Raw genomic sequence first — 19,426 nt, 5'->3', positions numbered from 1 at the left:
CTCAGCCCTCGCTGCAGGCTGCCCGGTGCGCCTTGGCGTTCTCGACATAATGCGCGACGCCCATGCGCATGCCCATGATCGCCGGCTCGGGGAGATCGCGCATGTACTGCGCCGGCCGCCCGCCCCAGAGCTGGCCCGAAGGCATGGACTTGCCCGGCGTCAGCATCGCACCTGCCGCCAGCATGGCATCACCGCCGATGCGGCAGCCATCCATCACGATCGCGCCCAGGCCAACAAATGCGCGGTCCTCCAGAATGCAGCCGTGCACCATCGCCATATGGCCGATCAGCACATCCTCTCCGATGATCGTGGGAAAGCCTTGCGGAGCGCCGGGGCGCGGGCTGTCGCAATGGATCACGGTGCCATCCTGCACATTGGTGCGCGCGCCGATGACGATGCGGTTCACGTCGGCCCGGATCACGCAATTGTACCAGATACTGGCATCGGGGCCGATCTCGACATCGCCGATGATGCGGCAACCGGGCGCGATGAATGCGCTGTCGTGGATGCGCGGGGTCTTGCCGTGCAGGCTGATGATCGACACGTCGTTCATGATCGCTCAGCCCTTTGCCAGCAGGCGCGCGGCATGCGCAGCATGATAGGTCAGCACCCCGCTGCACCCCGCACGGCGGAAGGCAAGCAGACTTTCCAGCACCACAGCGTCGCGGTCCCCCGCGCCTGCCGCTGCCATTGCCTCGATCATCGCATATTCGCCCGAGACCATATAGGCATAGACCGGCACGCCGAACGCCTGTTTTACCCGCGAGACAATATCGAGATAGGGCATGCCGGGCTTGACCATCACGCTGTCCGCCCCCTCGGCAATGTCCATAGCGACCTCGCGCAAGGCCTCGTCGGTGTTGGCAGGGTCCATCTGGTAACCCTTCTTGTTGCCCTTGAGCAGGCCAGAAGAGCCCACCGCGTCGCGGAACGGGCCATAGAAGGCACTCGCATATTTGGCGGCATAGCTCATGATCTGGACATTGTGGTGGCCGTCCGCTTCCAGCGCGGCACGGATCGCACCTATGCGACCGTCCATCATGTCCGAGGGCGCGATGATGTCCGCGCCTGCCCGGGCCTGATTCAATGACTGGCCGACCAGCACCTCCACCGTCGCATCGTTGAGCACATAGCCGTCACTGTCGATCAAGCCGTCCTGGCCGTGTGCGGTATACGGATCGAGCGCGACATCGGTGAGCACACCGATCGAATCGCCCAGCGCATCCTTGATCGCACGGATCGCCCGGCACATCAGATTGTCGGGATTGAGCGCCTCCCTGCCATCCTCGCTGCGCCGGTCGGCTTGCGTATTGGGAAACAGCGCCAGGCAGGGGATGCCGAGATCCACCGCCTCACGCGCGCGTTCGACAATTCCGTCGACCGACCATCGCGAGACGCCCGGCAGAGATGCGATCGGTTCGACGACCCCTTCGCCGTCCGTCACGAACAGAGGCCAGATCAGATTGGCGGGAGACAGGCTCGTCTCGCGCACCATGTCGCGGCTCCACGTCGTGGCACGCACGCGGCGCAAGCGGGTAGCGGGATAGGCGGAAGCGATGGGTGTAAAGCTCATGGAACAGTCTTAGCGACTGGACCCCTGCAGGGGAAGCGGTGTTGGCGCTCCTATTGCGCCGGCAATGTCAGCACCGCACGCAGCCCCTCGATCGCCCCGCCTGCCCCGCGACGGTTCTCCAGACGCAGCGATCCGCCATGCTGCTGCAGGATCGCGCGGGCGAGCGTCAAACCAAGGCCGGTCCCGCCAGTCGCCATGTTGCGCGATGCCTCCAGCCGGGTGAACGGCTCGAACATACGCTCGATCTGGTCATCGGGAATGCCGGAGCCGTCATCGTCGATGACAATCGCGACATGCCCCGCCCGCGGCGCGATGCTGACCCGTGCGCGCTGACCATAGCGCACGGCGTTGCCGATGATGTTGCGCAATGCCCGCCGGATCCAGGTCAGCTGCAACGGCACGACGATGCGCGGGGTATCTTCCAGCGCGACATCCTGGCCAAGGTCACGAAACTCGTCGGCGATCATCTCGACCAGAGCGCCCAGATTGACCTGCTCAGGCGCATCGGCGGTTCGGCCGATCCTTGCCAGCGTCAGGATGTCGTCGAGCGTGCGGGTAATGTCGTCGATGCTCGCAACCATCCGCTCGCGCTGGCGATCATCGGGCACCGATTCGACCCGCACCCGCAAGGCGGCGAGCGGGGTCTTCAGGTCATGACCGATCGCGCCGAGCATCACGTCCTTCTCGTTGAGCATGGCAGAGATCCGCGCGCTCATCGCGTTGAAGGAGCGAGTGAGGTCGGCAAGATCGCTGGGTCCGGACGGCTCGATCCGCCGTGCCTCCTGGGTGCGCTCGAACTGTGCCACCCCATCGCGCAGCACGCCCATCGATCGGGCGATCCTGCGCGTCAGCCAGATGAGAGGCACCAGCATGATCACATACAGGATCACCGTCTGGCCGATGATGGTCGCCAGAATGCGCACCGACGCCTCGGGGACAGGAACGCGGACACTCAGCCACTGACCGTCTGGTCGCTGAACGGCGATCAAGGCCAGCTGGCTGACCGGATGCTCATTGCGCCCACCGATTTCAGCAGCCAGCCGGTCCACCCGACGAGCGCGGGGGGGCGCCGGCATCAGCGCCGCGTCGATCGCCAGGGGCGATACGCCATAGCTCGGCAGGATGGCCTCAAGCCGCGATACCAACGCCGGAACCGGACGCATATCGGGCTGGACCGGATTGTCCGGCGTCAGATCGGTGCGGCGCAGCCGGAACCCCGGGGTTCGCTCGATGCGGCCACCAAAGCGCTCGCGCAGCGGGCGGCCCTGCTGCAGGCGATCGGTGGCGGCAATCAGCCTGACCGAAGCCTCTGCCGCGATCCGGTCGAGCGCCTGTTCGCGCTGAGCGCGGACCAGCAGCGCCGCATTCACCAGCTGCCCCACCAGCAACGCCAGGGCGATGGTCAGCAGCAGCCGTCCAGCAAGGCTCGAAGGCCAGAACCGCTTGAGCACGTTCATGCTGCGCCCGGACTGGCGAGGCGGCGCACGCGCGCGGCCAAGGTATAGCCTCCGCCCCAGACCGTCTTGATCAGGCGGGGGCTGCGATTGTCCGCCTCCACCTTCTTGCGCAAGCGGCTGATCTGATTGTCGATCGCCCGGTCGAACAGATGCGCCTCGCGGCCATGCGCCAGATCGAGCAGCTGGTCGCGGTTGAGCACGTGACCGGCATGTTCGCAGAACACCTGGAGCAGCTTGAACTCGGCGGTGGAAATCGGAACCAGCGCGCCATCGGGATCGGTCAGGCGGCGCTTGACGGTATCGAGCGTCCAGCCATCGAACTCGAAGCCCTGGATCTCGTCTTCGGCAGGCTGGGGCACGCGCGCGGCACGGCGCAGCACGGTCTTGATCCGGGCCACCAGCTCGCGCGGGTCGAAGGGCTTGACGACATAATCGTCCGCGCCGATTTCCAGTCCGATGATGCGGTCCATCGCCTCGCCCTTGGCGGTGAGCAGGATGACCGGCGTTTCCGATTGTGCCGCCACATGGCGGCAGAGGCTGAGGCCATCCTCGCCCGGCATCATGATGTCGAGCAGCAGGATCGAGAAGCGCTGGTCGCGCATCAGCGTACGCGCCTTCGCTGCATCGCCTGCCTCGGTCACGGCAAAGCCCTGGCCCACAAGATATTCGGCCAGCGGCTCGCGCAGGGTCGGTTCGTCATCGATCAACAGGATATGGACAGGATCGGTCATCGGGCTTCAGCATGTGCCGGGAGCGGCGGAGAAAGGCAACCGGCCCCGGGCGCATCAGGGGAGTCTGCGCCCGGAGCCGGAAGTGGGTCAGGCCGACGATCAGCCCTGCGGCGCAGCCTTGCGCTCCTGCCAGCGCTGCTTCATCGCCTCGCGCGCGGCGGCGCGCTCTTCCTGGGTGATCTTGCCGTCCTTGTTGGTGTCGTGGCGGGCGAAGCGCTCCAGGGCACCAGCCTCGAACTCGGCCAGGGTGATGGCGCCATCCTTGTTGGCATCAAGCCGCATCATCCCGCCGCGCATGCCGCGCCCGCCCATCTTGTGGCCTCCGCGCCACTTGCCGCCCATGCGGGCACCGGGCTCACCAGGACCGCGATCGGCGCGCATCGCCATGCGCTCGGCACGCTTTTCCTGCCGCGCCTCGCGGGCGGCCGTCATCTCGGCCAGGCTGACCTCGCCGCTGCCATCGGTGTCGAGCTTCTTGAAGCGCTCGGCCATGCGGGCATCGCGATCGGCCTTGTCGAGCTTGCCGTCCTTGTTGAAATCGATGCGCTCGAACATCTTGCGCGCCTGGGCGCGGGCCTCGTCCTGAGTGACGACACCGTCCTGATTGGCATCGGGGCCGCGCTTCTGGGCGGGCGCGGGCTGTGCAAGCGCCATGCTGCCGGTGAGCATTGCAGCCAGCGCAGCGCCGGCGATGAGGGTCTTCTTCATGGGGGTATTCCTTCAGTTCCATCTTGGGGGCGGAAGCCGCTCCGGACCAGGCTAGCAGGGGGCAAGGTCACGGTCCGAAGCGGCTCCCATGACCACTGTTCTAGCCCGGCATTGTCGCACTTCTATGCCGCCAGCCCGGCAAAAGTGTCGCAAAGTGTATCAGATCGACCACCCCGTTCATCCCCATGCAAGGCTTTTCGCTGCGCCGCAGCATCGGACCGCTTGGCGAACGCCGCGTCTGCTGATAGGCGCTCATCCCATGCTTTCGATGAACAACATCACCGTGCGCCTGGGTGGCCGCACCATATTGGACGGCGCGACGGCGGCCATTCCTCCGGGCAGCCGCGTCGGCCTGATCGGCCGCAATGGCGCGGGCAAATCGACGCTGATGAAGGTGATGATTGGCGAGCTGGAGCCCGATGACGGCGAGATCGACATGCCCCGGCTCGCGCGGCTGGGCTATGTCGCGCAGGAAGCGCCGCATGGCGACAGGACGCCGCTCGATACGGTGCTCGCCGCCGATGTCGAGCGCACCGCGTTGCTCGAAGAGGCCGAGACCTGCACCGATCCCGATCGGCTGGGCGATGTGCACGAACGGCTGCTCGCGATCGACGCCTATAGTGCCCCCTCGCGCGCGGCGATCATCCTCACCGGCCTCGGGTTCGATGAAGAGATGCAGAACCGCCCGCTCGACAGCTTCTCTGGCGGCTGGAAGATGCGCGTCGCGCTGGGTGCCCTCCTGTTCTCGCAGCCCGATGTGCTGCTGCTCGACGAACCGTCCAACCATCTCGACCTCGAAGCGACGGTCTGGCTGGAAAATTTCCTCAAGGCCTATCCCGCCACGCTGATCGTGATCAGCCACGAGCGCGATCTGCTCAACAATGTCGTCGACCATATCCTGCACCTGCAGGGCGGCAAGGTGACGCTCTATCCCGGCGGCTATGACAGTTTCGAGCGCCAGCGCGCCGAACGCGCCGCACAGCTTGCGGCCGCGAAACAGGCGCAGGATGCGCAGCGTGCCAAGCTGCAGGACTATATCGCGCGCAACTCGGCTCGTGCATCGACCGCCAAGCAGGCGCAGTCGCGCGCCAAGATGCTCGCAAAGATGCAGCCGATCACCGCGCTGATCGAGGACCCGTCGCTGAGCTTCGATTTCCCGAGCCCGTCGGAGCTCAGGCCGCCGCTGATCACGCTCGACCTCGCCGCCGTCGGCTATTCGGAGGAAAAGCCGATCCTGCAGCGGCTGAACCTGCGCATCGACCCGGATGACCGGGTCGCCCTGCTCGGGCGCAACGGCAACGGCAAGACCACGCTCGCCCGGCTGCTCGCCGCGCAGCTGCCGCCGATGGACGGCGCGATGAACACTGCGGGCAAGATGCAGGTCGGCTATTTCACCCAGTATCAGGTCGAAGAGCTCGAGGCGGACAGCACCCCGCTCGAACAGATGACCCGCGCGATGCAGGGCAAGACCCCGGCAGCGGTGCGGGCGCAGCTCGGCCGGTTCGGCTTTTCGGGCAACCGCGCGACATCTCAGGTCGGCACGCTGTCGGGCGGAGAGCGCGCGCGGCTTGCGCTCGCGCTGATCACCCGCGATGCGCCTCACCTGCTGATCCTCGACGAGCCGACCAACCACCTCGATGTCGATGCGCGCGAGGCGCTGGTCCAGGCGCTCAACGACTATTCGGGCGCGGTGCTGCTGATCAGCCATGACCGGCACATGGTCGAGCTTACCGCCGACCGTCTGGTGCTGGTCGATAGCGGCACGGCCACCGAATATGCGGGCAGCATGGACGATTATATCGACTTCATCCTGGGCGTGAATCAGCCCAAGGGCGAGGCCAAGCCCAAGGTGAAAAAAGACAAGAAGGCCGAGGCCGAGCGCCGCGAACAGGCCCGGCAGATCCGCAACAAGGTGAGCGCGGCAGAAAAGCAGATCGCAGCACTCCAGGCGAGGATGAGCGAGATCGACCGCGCGATGTTCGATCCTTCGTCGGCGAGCGGCGAACTGGCCAAGCTGACGATGAGCGAATTGTCGCGACGCCGTTCCAAGATTGCGGACGAGCTCGCCGAGGTCGAGGCATCCTGGCTCGAGAACAACGAAATGCTCGAGGCGCTGGAATAGGCTTGCCGGGCGCTTCCGAGTGGTTTAACCGAACGATTAAACCAGTCGAGAGGAGCCGAACCATGGCCGAAGCCTATATCATCGATGCCGTCCGCACCCCGCGCGGGGTCGGCAAGCCCGGCAAGGGCGCGCTGTCGCATCTGCATCCGCAGGATCTCGCCGCGACCGTGCTCAAGGCGATCAAGGAGCGCAACGGGCTCGACACCGCGACGGTCGACGACGTGATCTGGTCCACCTCGACCCAGAAGGGCAAGCAGGGCGGCGATCTCGGCCGCATGGCAGCGCTGGCGGCGGGCTATGACATCAAGGCGAGCGGCATGACGCTCGACCGTTTCTGCGGTGGCGGCATCACCTCGGTCAACCTCGCCACCGCCGCCATCATGTCGGGCATGGAAGATTGCGTCATCGCCGGTGGTACCGAGATGATGAGCTATACCCAGGTCGTCGCTGCTGCCGAAGCCAATGCCGGCATGCCGCCGCCGCTGATGGGATCGCACAACCCTGCGCTCGACGAGCTGCACCCGCAATCGCACCAGGGCGTGTGCGGCGATGCGATCGCCTCGATGGAGGGCATTTCGCGCGAGGATCTTGATGCGCTGGCCCTGGTCAGCCAGCAGCGCGCCGCACGCGCGATCGCCGAGGGCCGTTTCGACAAGTCGGTCGTGCCGGTACACAACCCGGACGGCACCGTCGCGCTCGACAAGGAAGAGTTTCCCCGCCCCGATACCACTGCCGAAAGCCTGGCCGCATTGAAGCCGGCCTTTGCCGGCATGGCCGATTTCGAGATCGGCGGAACCACCTTCCGCAAGCAGATCAACCGGCGCTATCCCGACCTCAAGATCGAGCATGTGCATCACGCGGGCAACAGCTCGGGCGTGGTCGATGGCGCCGCCGCCGTGCTGCTTGCCTCGAAGGATTATGCCGACAAGCACGGCCTCAAGCCGCGCGCGCGCGTCGTCACCTATGTCAACATGGGCGATGACCCGACGCTGATGCTCAACGCGCCGGTCCCCGCCGCAAAGAAGGCGCTGGAACGCGCGGGGCTGAACAAGGACGATATCGACGTCTGGGAGATCAACGAGGCATTCGCCGTCGTCGCCGAAAAGTTCATCCGCGATCTCGAACTCGACCGCGAGAAGGTGAACATCAACGGCGGCGCGATGGCGCTGGGCCATCCGATTGGCGCAACGGGTTCGATGCTCATCGGTACCGCGCTTGACGAACTCGAGCGCTCGGGCGGCCGCTATGGCCTGATCACGATGTGTGCGGCGGGCGGCATGGCCCCGGCGATCATCATCGAGCGTATCTGACGCGCAGCGAGGCGGTGGGCGCAGCTCAGACGAGCGCGTTCACCGCCGCCATGAACGGGCCGATCGATACGGGCTTTGACACATAACCCTCGGCCCCGGCGGCGCGGATACGGTCCTCGTCGCCCTTGCCCGCATAGGCGGTCACCGCCATGATCGGGATGAGCCGGAGGTCGCGATCGGCCTTGATGGCCTCGATCAGTTCCAGCCCGCTGACATGCGGCAGCTGGATGTCCATGATGATCAGTCCCGGCACGAACTGGCGCGCGCGCTCCAGCACCTCGCGGCCATCTGCCAACCCCTCCACCGCAAAGCCATGCGCGGTGAGCAGATCGCAGAAAAGTTTGCGATTGAGGTCGTTATCCTCGACAACCAGCACTCTTTTTGCCACTGAACCGCTTATCCAATCTGCCGGTCGGGAACGTCCGGTGGGTTGATACCAACCGGGGATGTAGGCGAAAGCCGTGGGCGACACAATCAGGTCAAACGGGGGGGAATCCGGCGACGCGGCGACATTGGCGCTGCTGGCGCTCGGATGGTTGCTGAGCGATGCCGACCGCGCCTCGCGGCTGCTGGCGTTGACGGGCATGACGGCGGATGGCCTTCGCAAGGGTGCGGACAACCCCCGCATGCTGGCAGAAATCATCCGCTATCTGGAGGGGTGCGAGCGGGATCTCGTGGCAGCGGCCGAATCGGTGGGGACAACGCCTGCCAGCCTGGTCAATGCGCGGATCGAACTGGAACGACAGAGTTGAACCGAATGGAGACCTTGTGAACGCAATTGCCACCCCGAGCCGTCCATTGCTGGTCACCGATTGTGACGAGGTGCTGCTGTACATGGTCGCACCGTTCAAGGCCTGGCTTGATGAAGAGCATGATATCGATTTCGACTTTTCCGGCGGCGATTTTGCCAAGGCGCTGATCGACCGCAAGACCCGCGAGGCCGTGAAGCCGGGTGATATCTGGCCGCTGCTGGGCGCGTTCTTCGACACCGAGATGCACCGACAGATGCCCATCCCCGGGGCTATCGAGGCGCTCAAGACCATAGGCGAGCATGCCGATATCGTCGTGCTGACCAACCTGATGGACAACCGCCAGCAGGCGCGCAGCGAACAGCTCGCGCGTTTCGGCCTCCACCACCGCGTCGTGTGCAACCAGGGGCCCAAGGGCGAACCGCTCAAGCGGATCGTCGAGGAGCATAATCCCCGCGTCGCGATCTTTGTCGACGATCTGCCGCAGCACCATGAGTCGGCGACCGAGCATGTTCCACATGTCTGGCGGCTGCACATGGTCGGCGAGGAAGGCCTGGCTCCGCATATCGCCTGCGCCGCCAGTGCCGGCCATGCCCATGCACGCATCGACCGCTGGGACGAGGCGCTCGCCTGGATACTCGAACGTTTCGCTGCAGGCGTGCACGCGCCGGGCATCCAGGCTGCGGCCTGATTCACAGCTCTGACAGGATACAAGCATGACCGACACGATCGAACAGAAACTCGCCGAACTGGGCGTCGAACTGCCCCAGCCCGCGGCACCCGTCGCTTCCTATGTTCCCGCCGTGGAAGCGGGCGGCATGCTCTTCATCTCGGGCCAGTTGCCCTTTATCGACGGCAAGGTCGTGACCGGCCGGCTGGGCGAGAATGTCTCGCTCGAACAGGGCGAAGCCGCCGCACGCGCCTGCGGTATCATGCTGATCGCACAGATGAAGGCGGCTTTGGGCTCGCTCGACCGGGTCGAGCGGATCGTCAAGCTCGGCGCTTTCATCTCGAGCACGCCCGAATTCAACGCCCAGCCCAAGGTCGCCAATGGCGCGTCGGACCTGATGGTGCAGGTTTTCGGCCCTGCAGGACAGCATTCCCGCAGCGCGGTCGGCGTTCCAGTTCTGCCGCTGGGCGCGGCGGTGGAAATCGATGCCATTGTCGCCGTTCGGCCTGCTTGACCGCTGGCTGGCCCCCGCGCCAGCACAGCGACGTATCGCCTGGCTGGGCGAGCAGCCCTATGCCCATCGCGGTCTGCATGACGACATGTGGGATGGGCCGGTGCTGGAAAACGCCCTGCCCGCCTTCACCGCAGCGATTGCGGCGGGCCATGGTATCGAATGCGATGTCCAGCGCAGCGTCGACAACCGCGCCGTGGTGTTTCACGACTTTTCGCTGAGCAGGCTGACGCTGGCGCAGGGCCGCGTCGCCAGCAAGACAGCCGCCGAACTGACCCAGATCCGTCTGCTCGGCCAGAATGGCGCGATTGCAGAGCTGGGCGCGGTGCTGGGCGTCGTTCGCGGGCGCGCGCCGATCCTGATCGAGATCAAGACCGAAAGCGGCCATGTTGCTCCGCTCTGCCTGGCGGTGCGCCGCGCGCTGGAAGGCTATGGCGGCAAGGCGGCGGTGATGAGCTTCGATCCTGCGGTTTGCGCCTGGTTCCGGCGGCAGGCCAAGCATATCACGCGCGGGCTGGTCATCACCGAGGAGGAGGCGCGCGGCTGGAGGGGCAATCTGAGTCGCCATCGCGACCTTTGGGCCGCCAAGCCCGATTTCCTCGCCTATGACATTCGCGATTTGCCGAGCAGCTTCGCCGCGAGCCAGCGGGCGCGCGGGCTGCCCGTGCTGACCTGGACGGTGCGGACCGACGAGCAGCATGCCCTCGCCGCTGAACATGCCGACGCGCCGATCTTCGAGCGCGGCCAGCCCCAGCCTCAAATCCAGCCATGAGCGAACGCGCGATCACCGCCGAGGTCGGTCGCAGCATCGCCGCGCTGGACGCGGCGCAATGGGACGCCTTGGCAGGGCGGGACAATCCGTTCGTGTCCCACGCGTTCCTGAGCCTGCTCGAGCAATCGGGCAGCGTCGGGCGCGGCACTGGCTGGAACCCTGCGCCGATCACCATCAAGGGCGAGGACGGCAGGCTGGTCGCTGCAATCCCTGCCTATCTCAAGAGCCACAGCCAGGGCGAATATGTGTTCGACCATAGCTGGGCGCATGCCTGGGAAAATGCGGGCGGGCATTACTACCCCAAGCTGCAGATTTCGGTCCCCTTCACCCCCGCCACCGGCCCGCGCCTGCTGCTCGCCGATCCGCAATGGGCGCCAGCGATGCTCAGCGCGGCGGAGAATCTGGCGGACCAGAACGGCCTGTCGTCGGTCCACGCGACGTTTATCGAGCCCGCGCAACTGCCGCTGTTCGAACAGGCGGGCTGGCTGATGCGGTCCGACACGCAATTTCACTGGCACGATGAGGGCTATGGCGATTTCGAGGGCTTTCTCGGCTCGCTGACCTCACGCAAGCGCAAGGACCTGCGCAAGGAACGGGCCAGGGCGCAGGAGGGCGTGGAAATCGTCCACCTGACCGGCGACATGATCACCGAGGCGCATTGGGACGCGTTCTGGATCTTCTACCAGGATACCGGCGCCCGCAAATGGGGGCAGCCATATCTGACACGCGAGGCGTTCAGCCTGATGGGCCAGACGATGGCCGATCGCATCCTGCTGATCCTGGCCCAGGTCGAGGGGCACCCGATTGCAGGTGCGCTCAATTTCATCGGCAGCGACACGCTCTACGGTCGCTATTGGGGCTGCACTGTGGACAAGCCGTTCCTGCATTTCGAGCTTTGCTATTATCAGGCGATCGACGCGGCACTGGCACGGGGGCTGACACGGGTGGAAGCAGGCGCGCAGGGCGGACACAAGATGGCGCGCGGCTATGCACCCGAACTCACCTGGTCGGCGCATTACATTCCCGATCCCGGCTTCCGCCGCGCGGTGGCCGATTTCCTGAAACGCGAGCGCGCCGCGGTAGCCGCCGATCGCGAGATGCTGACCGAGATGCTGCCCTTCCGCAAGGGCGAGCGACAGGCTTGACGCGAGCGGCAAGCGGGCGCACCATCGTGCCCGATCGTCCGTTCAAACCCTTGTTCTTCCATCAGAAAGCCTGATTCCATGCGCGCAACCCGTCTGGCCATCCTGCTGCTCGCCTTTGCCAGCCCCACCGCCCTTCTGGCGCAGAACGCGCCGGACACCCGGCTGACAGGTCAGGACCTCTTCTCGCTCGAAGCTGCCGCCGATCCGCAGATATCGCCCGACGGCAGCAAGACCGCATTCGTGAGGCGCGCCAACGACGTGATGAGCGACCGCGCCATTTCCTCGATCTGGCTGATCGACAATGCCAGCGGCGAGATGACCCCGCTCGCCGCAGGACCCGGCAGCCACAGTCAGCCCAGCTGGTCGCCCGACGGCAAGCGGCTTGCCTATGTCTCCACAGCCGAAGGCGGCGCGCCGCAGCTCTATGTGCGCTGGGTCGGCACAGGCCAGTCGGTGCGGATCACCGGCCTTCCCGAAAGTCCCGGAAATATCGCCTGGGCACCGGACGGCACGCAGATCGCCTATACGATGTTCGTGCCCAGCGAGGGGCTGAAGCTGGGCAAGGCGCCCGACAAGCCCGAGGGTGCAACCTGGGCGGCGCCGCTCGAAACCTATGATCTGCTGACCTATCGCGCCGATGGCGCAGGCTATCTCAAGCCCGGCTTCGACAAGATCTTTGTCGTGCCTGCAACTGGCGGCGCACCGCGCCAGCTCAGCTTTGGCGACTATCATGACGGCGGCGGCCTCACATGGAGCAAGGACGGGCAGACGCTCTATTTCAGCGGCAACCGCTCGCCCGATTGGGAGAATGACCCGCAGGATGGCGAAATCTACGCACTGGATATTGCCAGCGGTCGCATCACCGCGCTGACCGACCGGGACGGACCCGATGCATCGCCCGTCGTCTCGCCCGATGGCAGCAGAATCGCCTATCTCGGCTTTGACGACAAGCTGCTCGGCTATCACAACACCCAGGCGTATGTGATGAACCGCGACGGCTCTGCCAAGCGCGCCATCGCACCGACGCTCGATCGCGGCATCGACAGCATGGTCTGGGCCCCGGATGGTCAGGCACTGATCGCCCAATATGACGATCATGGCGAGACGCTGGTCGCGCGGATCGGCCTCGATGGATCGGTGCGCGAAATCGTGCGAGGATTGTCGGGATCGTCGTTCGATCGCCCCTATTCGGGCGGTTCGTTCAGCATCGCGAAGAACGGCACCATCGCCTATTCGGGCGGCAGTGCGACCAGGCCTGCCGATGTCATGCTGGCGAGCGGCGGCAAGACGCGGGCGCTGACCCGGCTCAACAGCTCGCTCATGGCCTCCAGGCGGCTCGGCGAAGTGCGCAAGATGACCGTGGCATCCTCGTTCGATGGCCGCGAGATCGAGGGCTGGCTCACCCTTCCGCCCGGCTATGTCGCCGGGCAGCGCGTGCCGCTGGTTCTGGAAATTCATGGCGGGCCGTTCTCGGCTTATGGCCCGCATTTCTCGACCGACAACCAGCTTTACGCCGCCTCGGGCTATGCGGTGCTATCGGTCAACCCGCGCGGTTCGACCAGCTATGGCGCGGAATTTGCCAATCTCATCCACCATGCCTATCCGGGCAATGACTATGACGATCTGATCTCGATGGTCGACAAGGCGATTGCCGATGGCGTCGTTGATCCTGACCAGCTGTTCGTGACCGGCGGCTCGGGTGGCGGGGTGCTGACCAGCTGGATCGTCGGCAAGACCAACCGGTTCAGGGCCGCAGCGACACAGAAGCCAGTGATCAACTGGACCAGCCAGGCGCTCACCGCAGACGGGCCGGCGTTCTTTGCGAAATACTGGTTCGGCAAGATGCCGTGGGAGGATCAGCAAAGCTATTGGGCGCGATCGCCGCTTTCACTTGTGGCCAATGTGAAGACGCCGACGCTGGTGGTGGTCGGCAGCGAGGATTATCGCACCCCGGTGAGCGAGTCCGAGCAATATTATACCGCGCTCAAGCTGGTCGGCGTGCCGACGGCGCTGGTCAAGGTTCCAGGCGCCAGCCATGGCGGAATCGCGGCAAGGCCGTCGCAGAGCGCGGCCAAGGCTTCGGCGATCATCGCCTGGTTCGAACGCTACCGCAACAAGGCAGCGCCGAAATAGAAATCAGGCAGCGCGCGCTGCGATCTGCTGGAGCCAGGCGCGAGCTTCGCGCTGGGCTTCGGCAATCTGCCGTGCGGTCATCTCTTCGGAGATTTCGGCGCGGCACAACTGGCTTTCCTCATGGCCTTTCACGGCGGCGAGGTTGAACCACTTGTGCGCCTCGATCAGGTCGACATTGACCCCGTGGCCGCCGGTGGAAAACGCTACGCCCAGTTCGAAATAGGCGTTGATATCGCCGCGCGCGGCCGCCGCGAGCTTACTCTCGATCAGAAAGGTAGCTGACTTCAGACTGTTTGCCATCTCACATGCCCCTCTATTGCATGGCCGGTTTTTCCGACAGGCGAACAGTGCAAAAGGGGGGTGAAGAAATGGTTAATTCGGCATACACCATGCCAGAAGTTTTACAATCAAACCGGGGCTACGGGCATGTTGTCGATCAGGCGTGTCCTGCCGAGACGCGCCGCGACCAGAAGACGCGCCGGGCGATCAGCCGCGTCCATCGGCTCGAGCGTCGCCGCATCGGCAAGCGTGACATAGTCGATGGAAGCAAAGCCGGCGGCGGTCAGCGCCTGCTCGATGCCGTCGAGAGCCACCCTTACCGGCCCGCCTGCCTCGATCACGGCAATTCCCGCCTGCATGGCGCGTGGCAGCATGGCTGCTGCAGCGCGTTCCTCGGGCGAGAGATAGGCATTGCGCGATGACAGCGCGAGACCATCGGAATCGCGAACGGTCGGCACACCGATAATGTCGAGCCCGAAATTGAGGTCGCGCGCCATCGCCCGGATCACCGCGAGCTGCTGGTAATCCTTCTCACCGAACAGCGCCATGTCGGGCTGAACCTGGTTGAACAGCTTGGCGACCACGGTGGCGACACCGTCGAAATGCCCGGGCCGGGCTGCACCGCACAGCCCGTCGCTGACACCGGCCACGCTGATATTGGTGGCAAAGCCTTGCGGATAGACCTGCTCGACATCCGGCGCCCACAGGATCGCGACGCCCGCCTCGCTCAGCATTGCAGCGTCGGTCTCTTCCTGGCGCGGATAGGCGTCCAGATCCTCGTTCGCCCCGAACTGCTTCGGGTTGACGAAAATCGACACCACGACATGATCGGCGCGCTGCTTCGCCTCTTTCACCAGCTGCATGTGCCCGGCATGCAGCGCCCCCATGGTGGGGACGAGCGCGACATGCCCCCCCTGCCCCCTGAGCAGCGACACAGCCGACCGCAGCCTGTCAACCCGACGTAAGATTTGCACCTTGGTAAAGCCTCCGATAGGGAACCCCGCAACATCAGGCGGCGTGTTCGCCAAACGATTCACACAGCAGCACTGGCACAATCACGGGCCTGCTGGAAGGGGCTGGAAAGACCATGGACATGATGACGCGCAAGGCGTCCCCGCACCATATCGTATTCGCCAACGAAAAGGGCGGCACGGGCAAATCGACCAGCGCGGTGCACGTGGCCGTTGCCCTGTCCTATCTCGGTTTCCGGGTCAGCGCGATCGATCTCGACCCGCGCCAGCGCACGCTGCACCGTTATCTGGAAAATCGCGTCCAGACCCAGCAGCGTCGCGGCATCAGCCTGCCCACCCCGAATTTCGAGGTGTTCAAGGATGACAACCAGGCCCGGCTGGAACAGATGGTCGCAACGCTCAGCCAGGATTGCGACTTTCTGGTCTATGACACGCCGGGTCGCGACGACAAGTTCGCGCGCTTCGTCGCCACCCGCGCCGATACCCTGGTGACGCCGCTCAACGACAGCTTCGTCGATTTCGACCTGATCGGTCAGGTCGATCCGGAGAATTTCAAGGTCCGGCGCCTCAGCTTCTATGCCGAGCTGATCTGGGAAGCGCGCAAGGCGCGCGCCAAGACCGACGGGATCGAGATCGACTGGGTGGTCCTGCGCAACCGCACCCAGCAGACCGATGCGCGCAACAAGCGCAGGCTCGACGCCGCGCTGGCCGAACTCTCCAAGCGCGTCGGGTTCCGTTATGTCCAGGGCCTGTCCGAGCGCGTGGTCTATCGCGAGCTTTTCCCCTCGGGCCTGACGCTGCTCGACAAGGGACACCTTGCAGATCTGGGCACCAGCCATATCATCGCGCGGCAGGAGCTGCGCGAGATGGTTTCCGCTTTGAACCTGCCGGGCGTGGGCAGCCGCTCGCCCGAGCGCCAGCCACAGCTGATCTGATCAGGGCTTTTTCATGAGCTTGAGCGTCATTGCGGTCATCGCTTCGGCTGCGGTCGCGATGACGGTATCGGCTTCGGGCGCCCAGAAGGGACTGTGCAGCGAGGGCATTTCGATGCCCTCCTTCTTCGCCTTGTTGTATTCAGGCAAAGGCACCCCGCCGACCCAGAAGATCATACTTTTGATATTGTCGGGGTCGGCGCGGTAGAAGCGGCTGAAATCCTCGCCGCCCATCGAGGGCGCGACCTGTGCGACACGCTTGTCGCCGAACCGGCTCTTGAGGAATGTCCCGATCTCGGTGGTGAATTCGGGGCTGTTATAGACCGCCGGGGTGAACGTGTCGGCCAGCTTCACCTCGGGCATCCTGTCCTCGGGCACGCCGGCGGCAATGGCCTCGCCTCGGGCGATGCGCTTGATTCCGTCGAGGATTTTCGCGCGCGTCTCGTCGGAATAGCTGCGCACGGTGAGCAGCAGCGTCGCCTCGTCCGAGATGATGTTGTGCTTGGCCCCTGCCTGGAAGCTGCCGACAGTGACCACGGCGGCATCCTGCGGATCCAGCTCGCGGCTGATCAGCGTCTGCAGTGTGGTGACGATGCGCGCAGCGAGGACGATCGGGTCCTTGGTCGATTGCGGATAGGCACCGTGTCCACCCAGCCCCTTCACCTTGATATCGACGCTGTCGACATTGGCGAGCGCAAAGCCGGGGGTATATCCGATGAACCCGGCCGGGGCCTGCGCAGCGTCATGGAAGCCCAGCACATATTGCGGCTTGGGGAAGCGGGTGAACAATCCGTCTTCGAGCATCGCGACCGCGCCCGAGCCGATCTCCTCGGCCGGTTGCAGGATCATCACCAGCGTGCCCGACCATTCGGCCTTGCGCTTGACCAGCTGACGCGCGGTCGCGACCCAGCCGGTCATGTGCGTGTCATGGCCGCAAGCGTGCATCACGCCGGTCTCGATGCCCGCCGGACTCATCGCGCGCACCTTGCTGGCAAAAGGCAGGCCGGTCTGCTCGACCACCGGCAACCCGTCCATGTCGGCGCGCAGCATCACCACCGGGCCGGGGCCGTTCTTCATGACTGCGACCACGCCGGTCTTGCCGACGCTCTCGGTCACCTCGAAGCCCAGACTGCGCGCTTCGGCGGCGAGTTTTTTCGCGGTGCGCACCTCCTGAAAGCTCAGTTCCGGATTGGCGTGCAGGTCGCGATAGATGTCCATCAGCCACGGCATGTCGGCGGCAATATCGGCGCGGATCGTATCCTGCGCGGCGAGCGGCGAGGCTGCGGCCAGCGCGAGAATGGATGCGGCAAAGGCTCGCGCGAAATGCTTGGCGACCGGCATATGTGTCTCCCCAGACAGATGTTTGACGGAGACGCTAACGTCCTGATGCGCTTACGCCAATCGCTTTCCACCCGTCATTCCCGCGAACGCGGGAATCCCGCTTTTGCGTGACCCGGGAAACAGGAAGGGGGACCCCCGCCTTCGCGGGGGTGACGATGGAGGAGGCCTCTATTTCCTCGGCCTCAAGTCGATGATGTCCATCGTCGATTCGTAATAGGGCCGGGGGAAGACGATCCGCCAATGGTCCTTGCCGATCCGCTCGACCGTTCCGGCCAGATCGCGTTCCCTATCCTGCCCATAGGGCACCAGCCCTTCGTCATCGCCCAGCATCAGCGATCCCAGGAACACGCCGTTCCGCCGGGTATCAGCGTGGATATACCCCACCGGGCGCTGCGACCCGGTCAGCTTGACGAACTGTCTTTTGTCGCCGCTGCCATAAATGGCGCAGGCGAAATCGGGATAGGCAATGAAGGCAAGGAATTGCCCGCCAAGCTTGTGCGTGGCGCACAGATATTTGCCCTCGGGCGGCAACGGATCGTCGAGCCGCTTGTCGGGATCGTAGAGCGAGGGGTTGTTGGCCAGCGCGCCTGCATGTTCGGAATTGCGCACTTCCTTGATCGCCGCAGCAAAAGTCGCATCCCTTTGCTTGATGCGCGCGGCATCGGCCGGCGTAGCGATATCCTGCCAGCGTTCGGCAGAGGCGGCGCTCGCGCTCACCATCAGCGCCGATGCGGCCACTGCCTTCCAGAATGTCGCCATAAACGCTCCCGCTCGATCAGCTCATTTGTGCGGCGCAAGGTCGAACGCGGCGGTCTTTCCGTCGAGGATGTTCTGCGCCAGGATGTCACCCTTCTGCATGGTCGCGCGCACCGCGTCGATGCCCTGTTGCCAATGCACCTCCATCGTAGCGCGCGAAAACTCGAAATCGCGCATCCCACTCTCCCAGTTCTGCACCTTGTAGATCAGATGGACGATGTTGACGGCATTGTCCTCGACCAGCGCGCGCATGCGCTGCACATCCGGCTGCGAGCACATGTCCGCCGGAAGCATCGACAGCACATTGCGCAGCGCCGCATGTTCCTTGCGTAGCTTGAGATAATAGTCGGTCACCTGCCGGGTTCGGCTGGAATAGCGGATATCCTTTTCGCGGCTCATGACATCGGCGAATTTGGTCGGCACCTCGCCACGCGCCGGGAACAGGTCTACCTGGAAGGCGAGCATGTCGCTGGTCTGGTTGTCGAGCACATAGGAAAGCGGCGTGTTGCTCACCAATCCGCCGTCCCAATAGTATTTGCCGTTGATCTCGATCGGCGGAAAGCCGGGCGGCAGCGCGCCACTGGCGAGGATATGGCGCGCATCGATGGTCTGCGGCCCGTGGGGATCGCGCGTGTCGAAATAATAGAAATTGCCCGATTCCACGTTCACCGCGCCGACCGACAGGCGCACCGGACCCTTGTTCAGCCGGTCCCAGTCGACAAAACGGTCGAGCGTCCTGGCCATCTCGCTGGTATCGTACATGCTGACCGCCGCAGGAGTTCCGGGCCAGGCAAAGGGCGCAGGTACAAGATGCGGACGAAAGAAACCCGGAACGCCGATCGTCGCAGCGGTCGCGGCACCAGCGAAATGGTTGATTTCACGCAGCGCATCGCTGTCGCCCCAGACGAAATCTGGCGCACCTGAGGTCACCAGCTCCCAGAACTCGCGAAGCCGCTGGCAGGCTTGCATCGGCTCGTTGCCCGCGATGATCGCCGAGTTGATCGCACCGATCGAAATCCCTGCGACCCAATCGATCCGCACATTCTGGCGCACGAGCTCGCTGAACACCCCAGCCTGATAGGAGCCGAGCGCTCCGCCGCCCTGCAGCAGCAGCGCCACTGTCGGCGGCAGCGGCACGGCGGCCGATTGCAGGTCTATCTCTTCAGGCGATGCGGGCATGACAGTTTCTCCAGCCAGTATATCGGCGCAGCGCATTTATGCCGCAGCGCACAATAGGGCAATCCGCGCAAAAATCGATGGTGCTAA

General features: G+C 64.7%; 20 protein-coding genes. 9 read left to right on the top strand and 11 right to left on the bottom strand.

Annotation, left to right across the window (positions count from 1 at the left end; translation table 11 throughout):
- Position 1: 1 nt before the first annotated feature.
- The 5 genes from C7451_RS00720 to C7451_RS00700 all read right to left on the bottom strand — a co-directional run bounded on the left by C7451_RS00720 (position 2) and on the right by C7451_RS00700 (position 4,469).
- Positions 2-553 carry a gamma carbonic anhydrase family protein gene (locus C7451_RS00720; protein WP_110297063.1) on the bottom strand — a complete coding sequence of 184 codons (552 nt, stop codon included), beginning with the start codon at positions 551-553 and terminating at the stop codon, positions 2-4.
- A 6-nt stretch (positions 554-559) separates the two neighbouring features.
- On the bottom strand, positions 560-1,573 hold the full coding sequence (hemB, locus tag C7451_RS00715) for a porphobilinogen synthase (protein ID WP_110297062.1): 1,014 nt from the start codon (positions 1,571-1,573) through the stop codon (positions 560-562).
- Between the two features lie 50 nt (positions 1,574-1,623).
- Complete coding sequence (locus C7451_RS00710) at positions 1,624-3,030, bottom strand: sensor histidine kinase (RefSeq protein ID WP_110297061.1); 1,407 nt, start codon at positions 3,028-3,030, stop codon at positions 1,624-1,626.
- The gene (locus C7451_RS00705) at positions 3,027-3,761 is read right to left on the bottom strand and encodes a response regulator (protein ID WP_110297060.1); all 735 of its coding nucleotides are present in this window, start codon (positions 3,759-3,761) and stop codon (positions 3,027-3,029) included. The genes C7451_RS00710 and C7451_RS00705 overlap by 4 nt, the downstream gene beginning before the upstream one ends.
- A 99-nt stretch (positions 3,762-3,860) precedes the next feature.
- Positions 3,861-4,469, bottom strand: coding sequence for an EF-hand domain-containing protein (locus tag C7451_RS00700; RefSeq protein WP_110297059.1), 609 nt, complete (start codon positions 4,467-4,469; stop codon positions 3,861-3,863).
- A gap of 259 nt (positions 4,470-4,728) precedes the next feature.
- Here C7451_RS00700 and C7451_RS00695 point away from each other — a divergent pair, with 259 nt between their 5' ends.
- Positions 4,729-6,591, top strand: coding sequence for an ABC-F family ATP-binding cassette domain-containing protein (locus C7451_RS00695; protein ID WP_110297058.1), 1,863 nt, complete (start codon positions 4,729-4,731; stop codon positions 6,589-6,591).
- A gap of 62 nt (positions 6,592-6,653) precedes the next feature.
- Complete coding sequence (locus C7451_RS00690; RefSeq protein ID WP_110297057.1) at positions 6,654-7,901, top strand: acetyl-CoA C-acetyltransferase; 1,248 nt, start codon at positions 6,654-6,656, stop codon at positions 7,899-7,901.
- Between the two features lie 25 nt (positions 7,902-7,926).
- Here the strand turns inward: C7451_RS00690 and C7451_RS00685 are convergent, their stop codons facing one another.
- Positions 7,927-8,289 (bottom strand): response regulator, encoded by a 363-nt coding sequence (locus C7451_RS00685; RefSeq protein WP_110297056.1) that lies wholly within the window; start codon positions 8,287-8,289, stop codon positions 7,927-7,929.
- A 73-nt stretch (positions 8,290-8,362) separates the two neighbouring features.
- Between C7451_RS00685 and C7451_RS00680 the strand changes: the two genes are divergently transcribed.
- The 6 genes from C7451_RS00680 to C7451_RS00655 all read left to right on the top strand — a co-directional run bounded on the left by C7451_RS00680 (position 8,363) and on the right by C7451_RS00655 (position 13,881).
- The gene (locus C7451_RS00680) at positions 8,363-8,653 is read left to right on the top strand and encodes a DUF3572 family protein (RefSeq protein WP_244181462.1); all 291 of its coding nucleotides are present in this window, start codon (positions 8,363-8,365) and stop codon (positions 8,651-8,653) included.
- A gap of 82 nt (positions 8,654-8,735) precedes the next feature.
- Complete coding sequence (locus C7451_RS00675) at positions 8,736-9,341, top strand: HAD family hydrolase (protein WP_110297403.1); 606 nt, start codon at positions 8,736-8,738, stop codon at positions 9,339-9,341.
- 25 nt (positions 9,342-9,366) lie between these two features.
- Entirely contained in the window at positions 9,367-9,834 is a 468-nt protein-coding gene (locus C7451_RS00670) for a RidA family protein (RefSeq protein ID WP_110297054.1), read from the top strand.
- Complete coding sequence (locus C7451_RS00665; RefSeq protein WP_167398384.1) at positions 9,806-10,603, top strand: glycerophosphodiester phosphodiesterase family protein; 798 nt, start codon at positions 9,806-9,808, stop codon at positions 10,601-10,603. Before C7451_RS00670 ends, C7451_RS00665 begins: the two co-directional genes overlap by 29 nt.
- On the top strand, positions 10,600-11,748 hold the full coding sequence (locus tag C7451_RS00660) for a GNAT family N-acetyltransferase (RefSeq protein ID WP_110297053.1): 1,149 nt from the start codon (positions 10,600-10,602) through the stop codon (positions 11,746-11,748). The genes C7451_RS00665 and C7451_RS00660 overlap by 4 nt, the downstream gene beginning before the upstream one ends.
- Before the next feature lie 78 nt (positions 11,749-11,826).
- Complete coding sequence (locus C7451_RS00655; RefSeq protein WP_110297052.1) at positions 11,827-13,881, top strand: S9 family peptidase; 2,055 nt, start codon at positions 11,827-11,829, stop codon at positions 13,879-13,881.
- A 3-nt stretch (positions 13,882-13,884) separates the two neighbouring features.
- Here the strand turns inward: C7451_RS00655 and C7451_RS00650 are convergent, their stop codons facing one another.
- Both C7451_RS00650 and panC read right to left on the bottom strand, forming a co-directional pair.
- Positions 13,885-14,181, bottom strand: a complete 297-nt coding sequence (locus C7451_RS00650) for an SEL1-like repeat protein (RefSeq protein ID WP_023839049.1) — start codon at positions 14,179-14,181, stop codon at positions 13,885-13,887.
- 107 nt (positions 14,182-14,288) lie between these two features.
- Positions 14,289-15,134, bottom strand: a complete 846-nt coding sequence (gene panC / locus C7451_RS00645) for a pantoate--beta-alanine ligase (RefSeq protein ID WP_110297401.1) — start codon at positions 15,132-15,134, stop codon at positions 14,289-14,291.
- 113 nt (positions 15,135-15,247) lie between these two features.
- Here panC and C7451_RS00640 point away from each other — a divergent pair, with 113 nt between their 5' ends.
- Complete coding sequence (locus C7451_RS00640; protein WP_208625108.1) at positions 15,248-16,066, top strand: division plane positioning ATPase MipZ; 819 nt, start codon at positions 15,248-15,250, stop codon at positions 16,064-16,066.
- Here C7451_RS00640 and C7451_RS00635 read toward each other — a convergent pair whose 3' ends face one another.
- The 3 genes from C7451_RS00635 to C7451_RS00625 all read right to left on the bottom strand — a co-directional run bounded on the left by C7451_RS00635 (position 16,067) and on the right by C7451_RS00625 (position 19,339).
- Positions 16,067-17,404, bottom strand: a complete 1,338-nt coding sequence (locus C7451_RS00635) for an amidohydrolase (protein ID WP_110297051.1) — start codon at positions 17,402-17,404, stop codon at positions 16,067-16,069.
- Between the two features lie 168 nt (positions 17,405-17,572).
- Complete coding sequence (locus tag C7451_RS00630; RefSeq protein WP_110297050.1) at positions 17,573-18,163, bottom strand: DUF4893 domain-containing protein; 591 nt, start codon at positions 18,161-18,163, stop codon at positions 17,573-17,575.
- 21 nt (positions 18,164-18,184) lie between these two features.
- Complete coding sequence (locus tag C7451_RS00625; RefSeq protein ID WP_110297049.1) at positions 18,185-19,339, bottom strand: patatin-like phospholipase family protein; 1,155 nt, start codon at positions 19,337-19,339, stop codon at positions 18,185-18,187.
- Positions 19,340-19,426: the final 87 nt, after the last annotated feature.

Origin of the sequence: Blastomonas natatoria (assembly GCF_003201955.1) — a bacterium.
GTDB lineage: Bacteria > Pseudomonadota > Alphaproteobacteria > Sphingomonadales > Sphingomonadaceae > Blastomonas > Blastomonas natatoria.
Note: the sequence above shows the minus strand (reverse complement) of the source record. Positions and strands in the feature narration are given on the sequence as shown.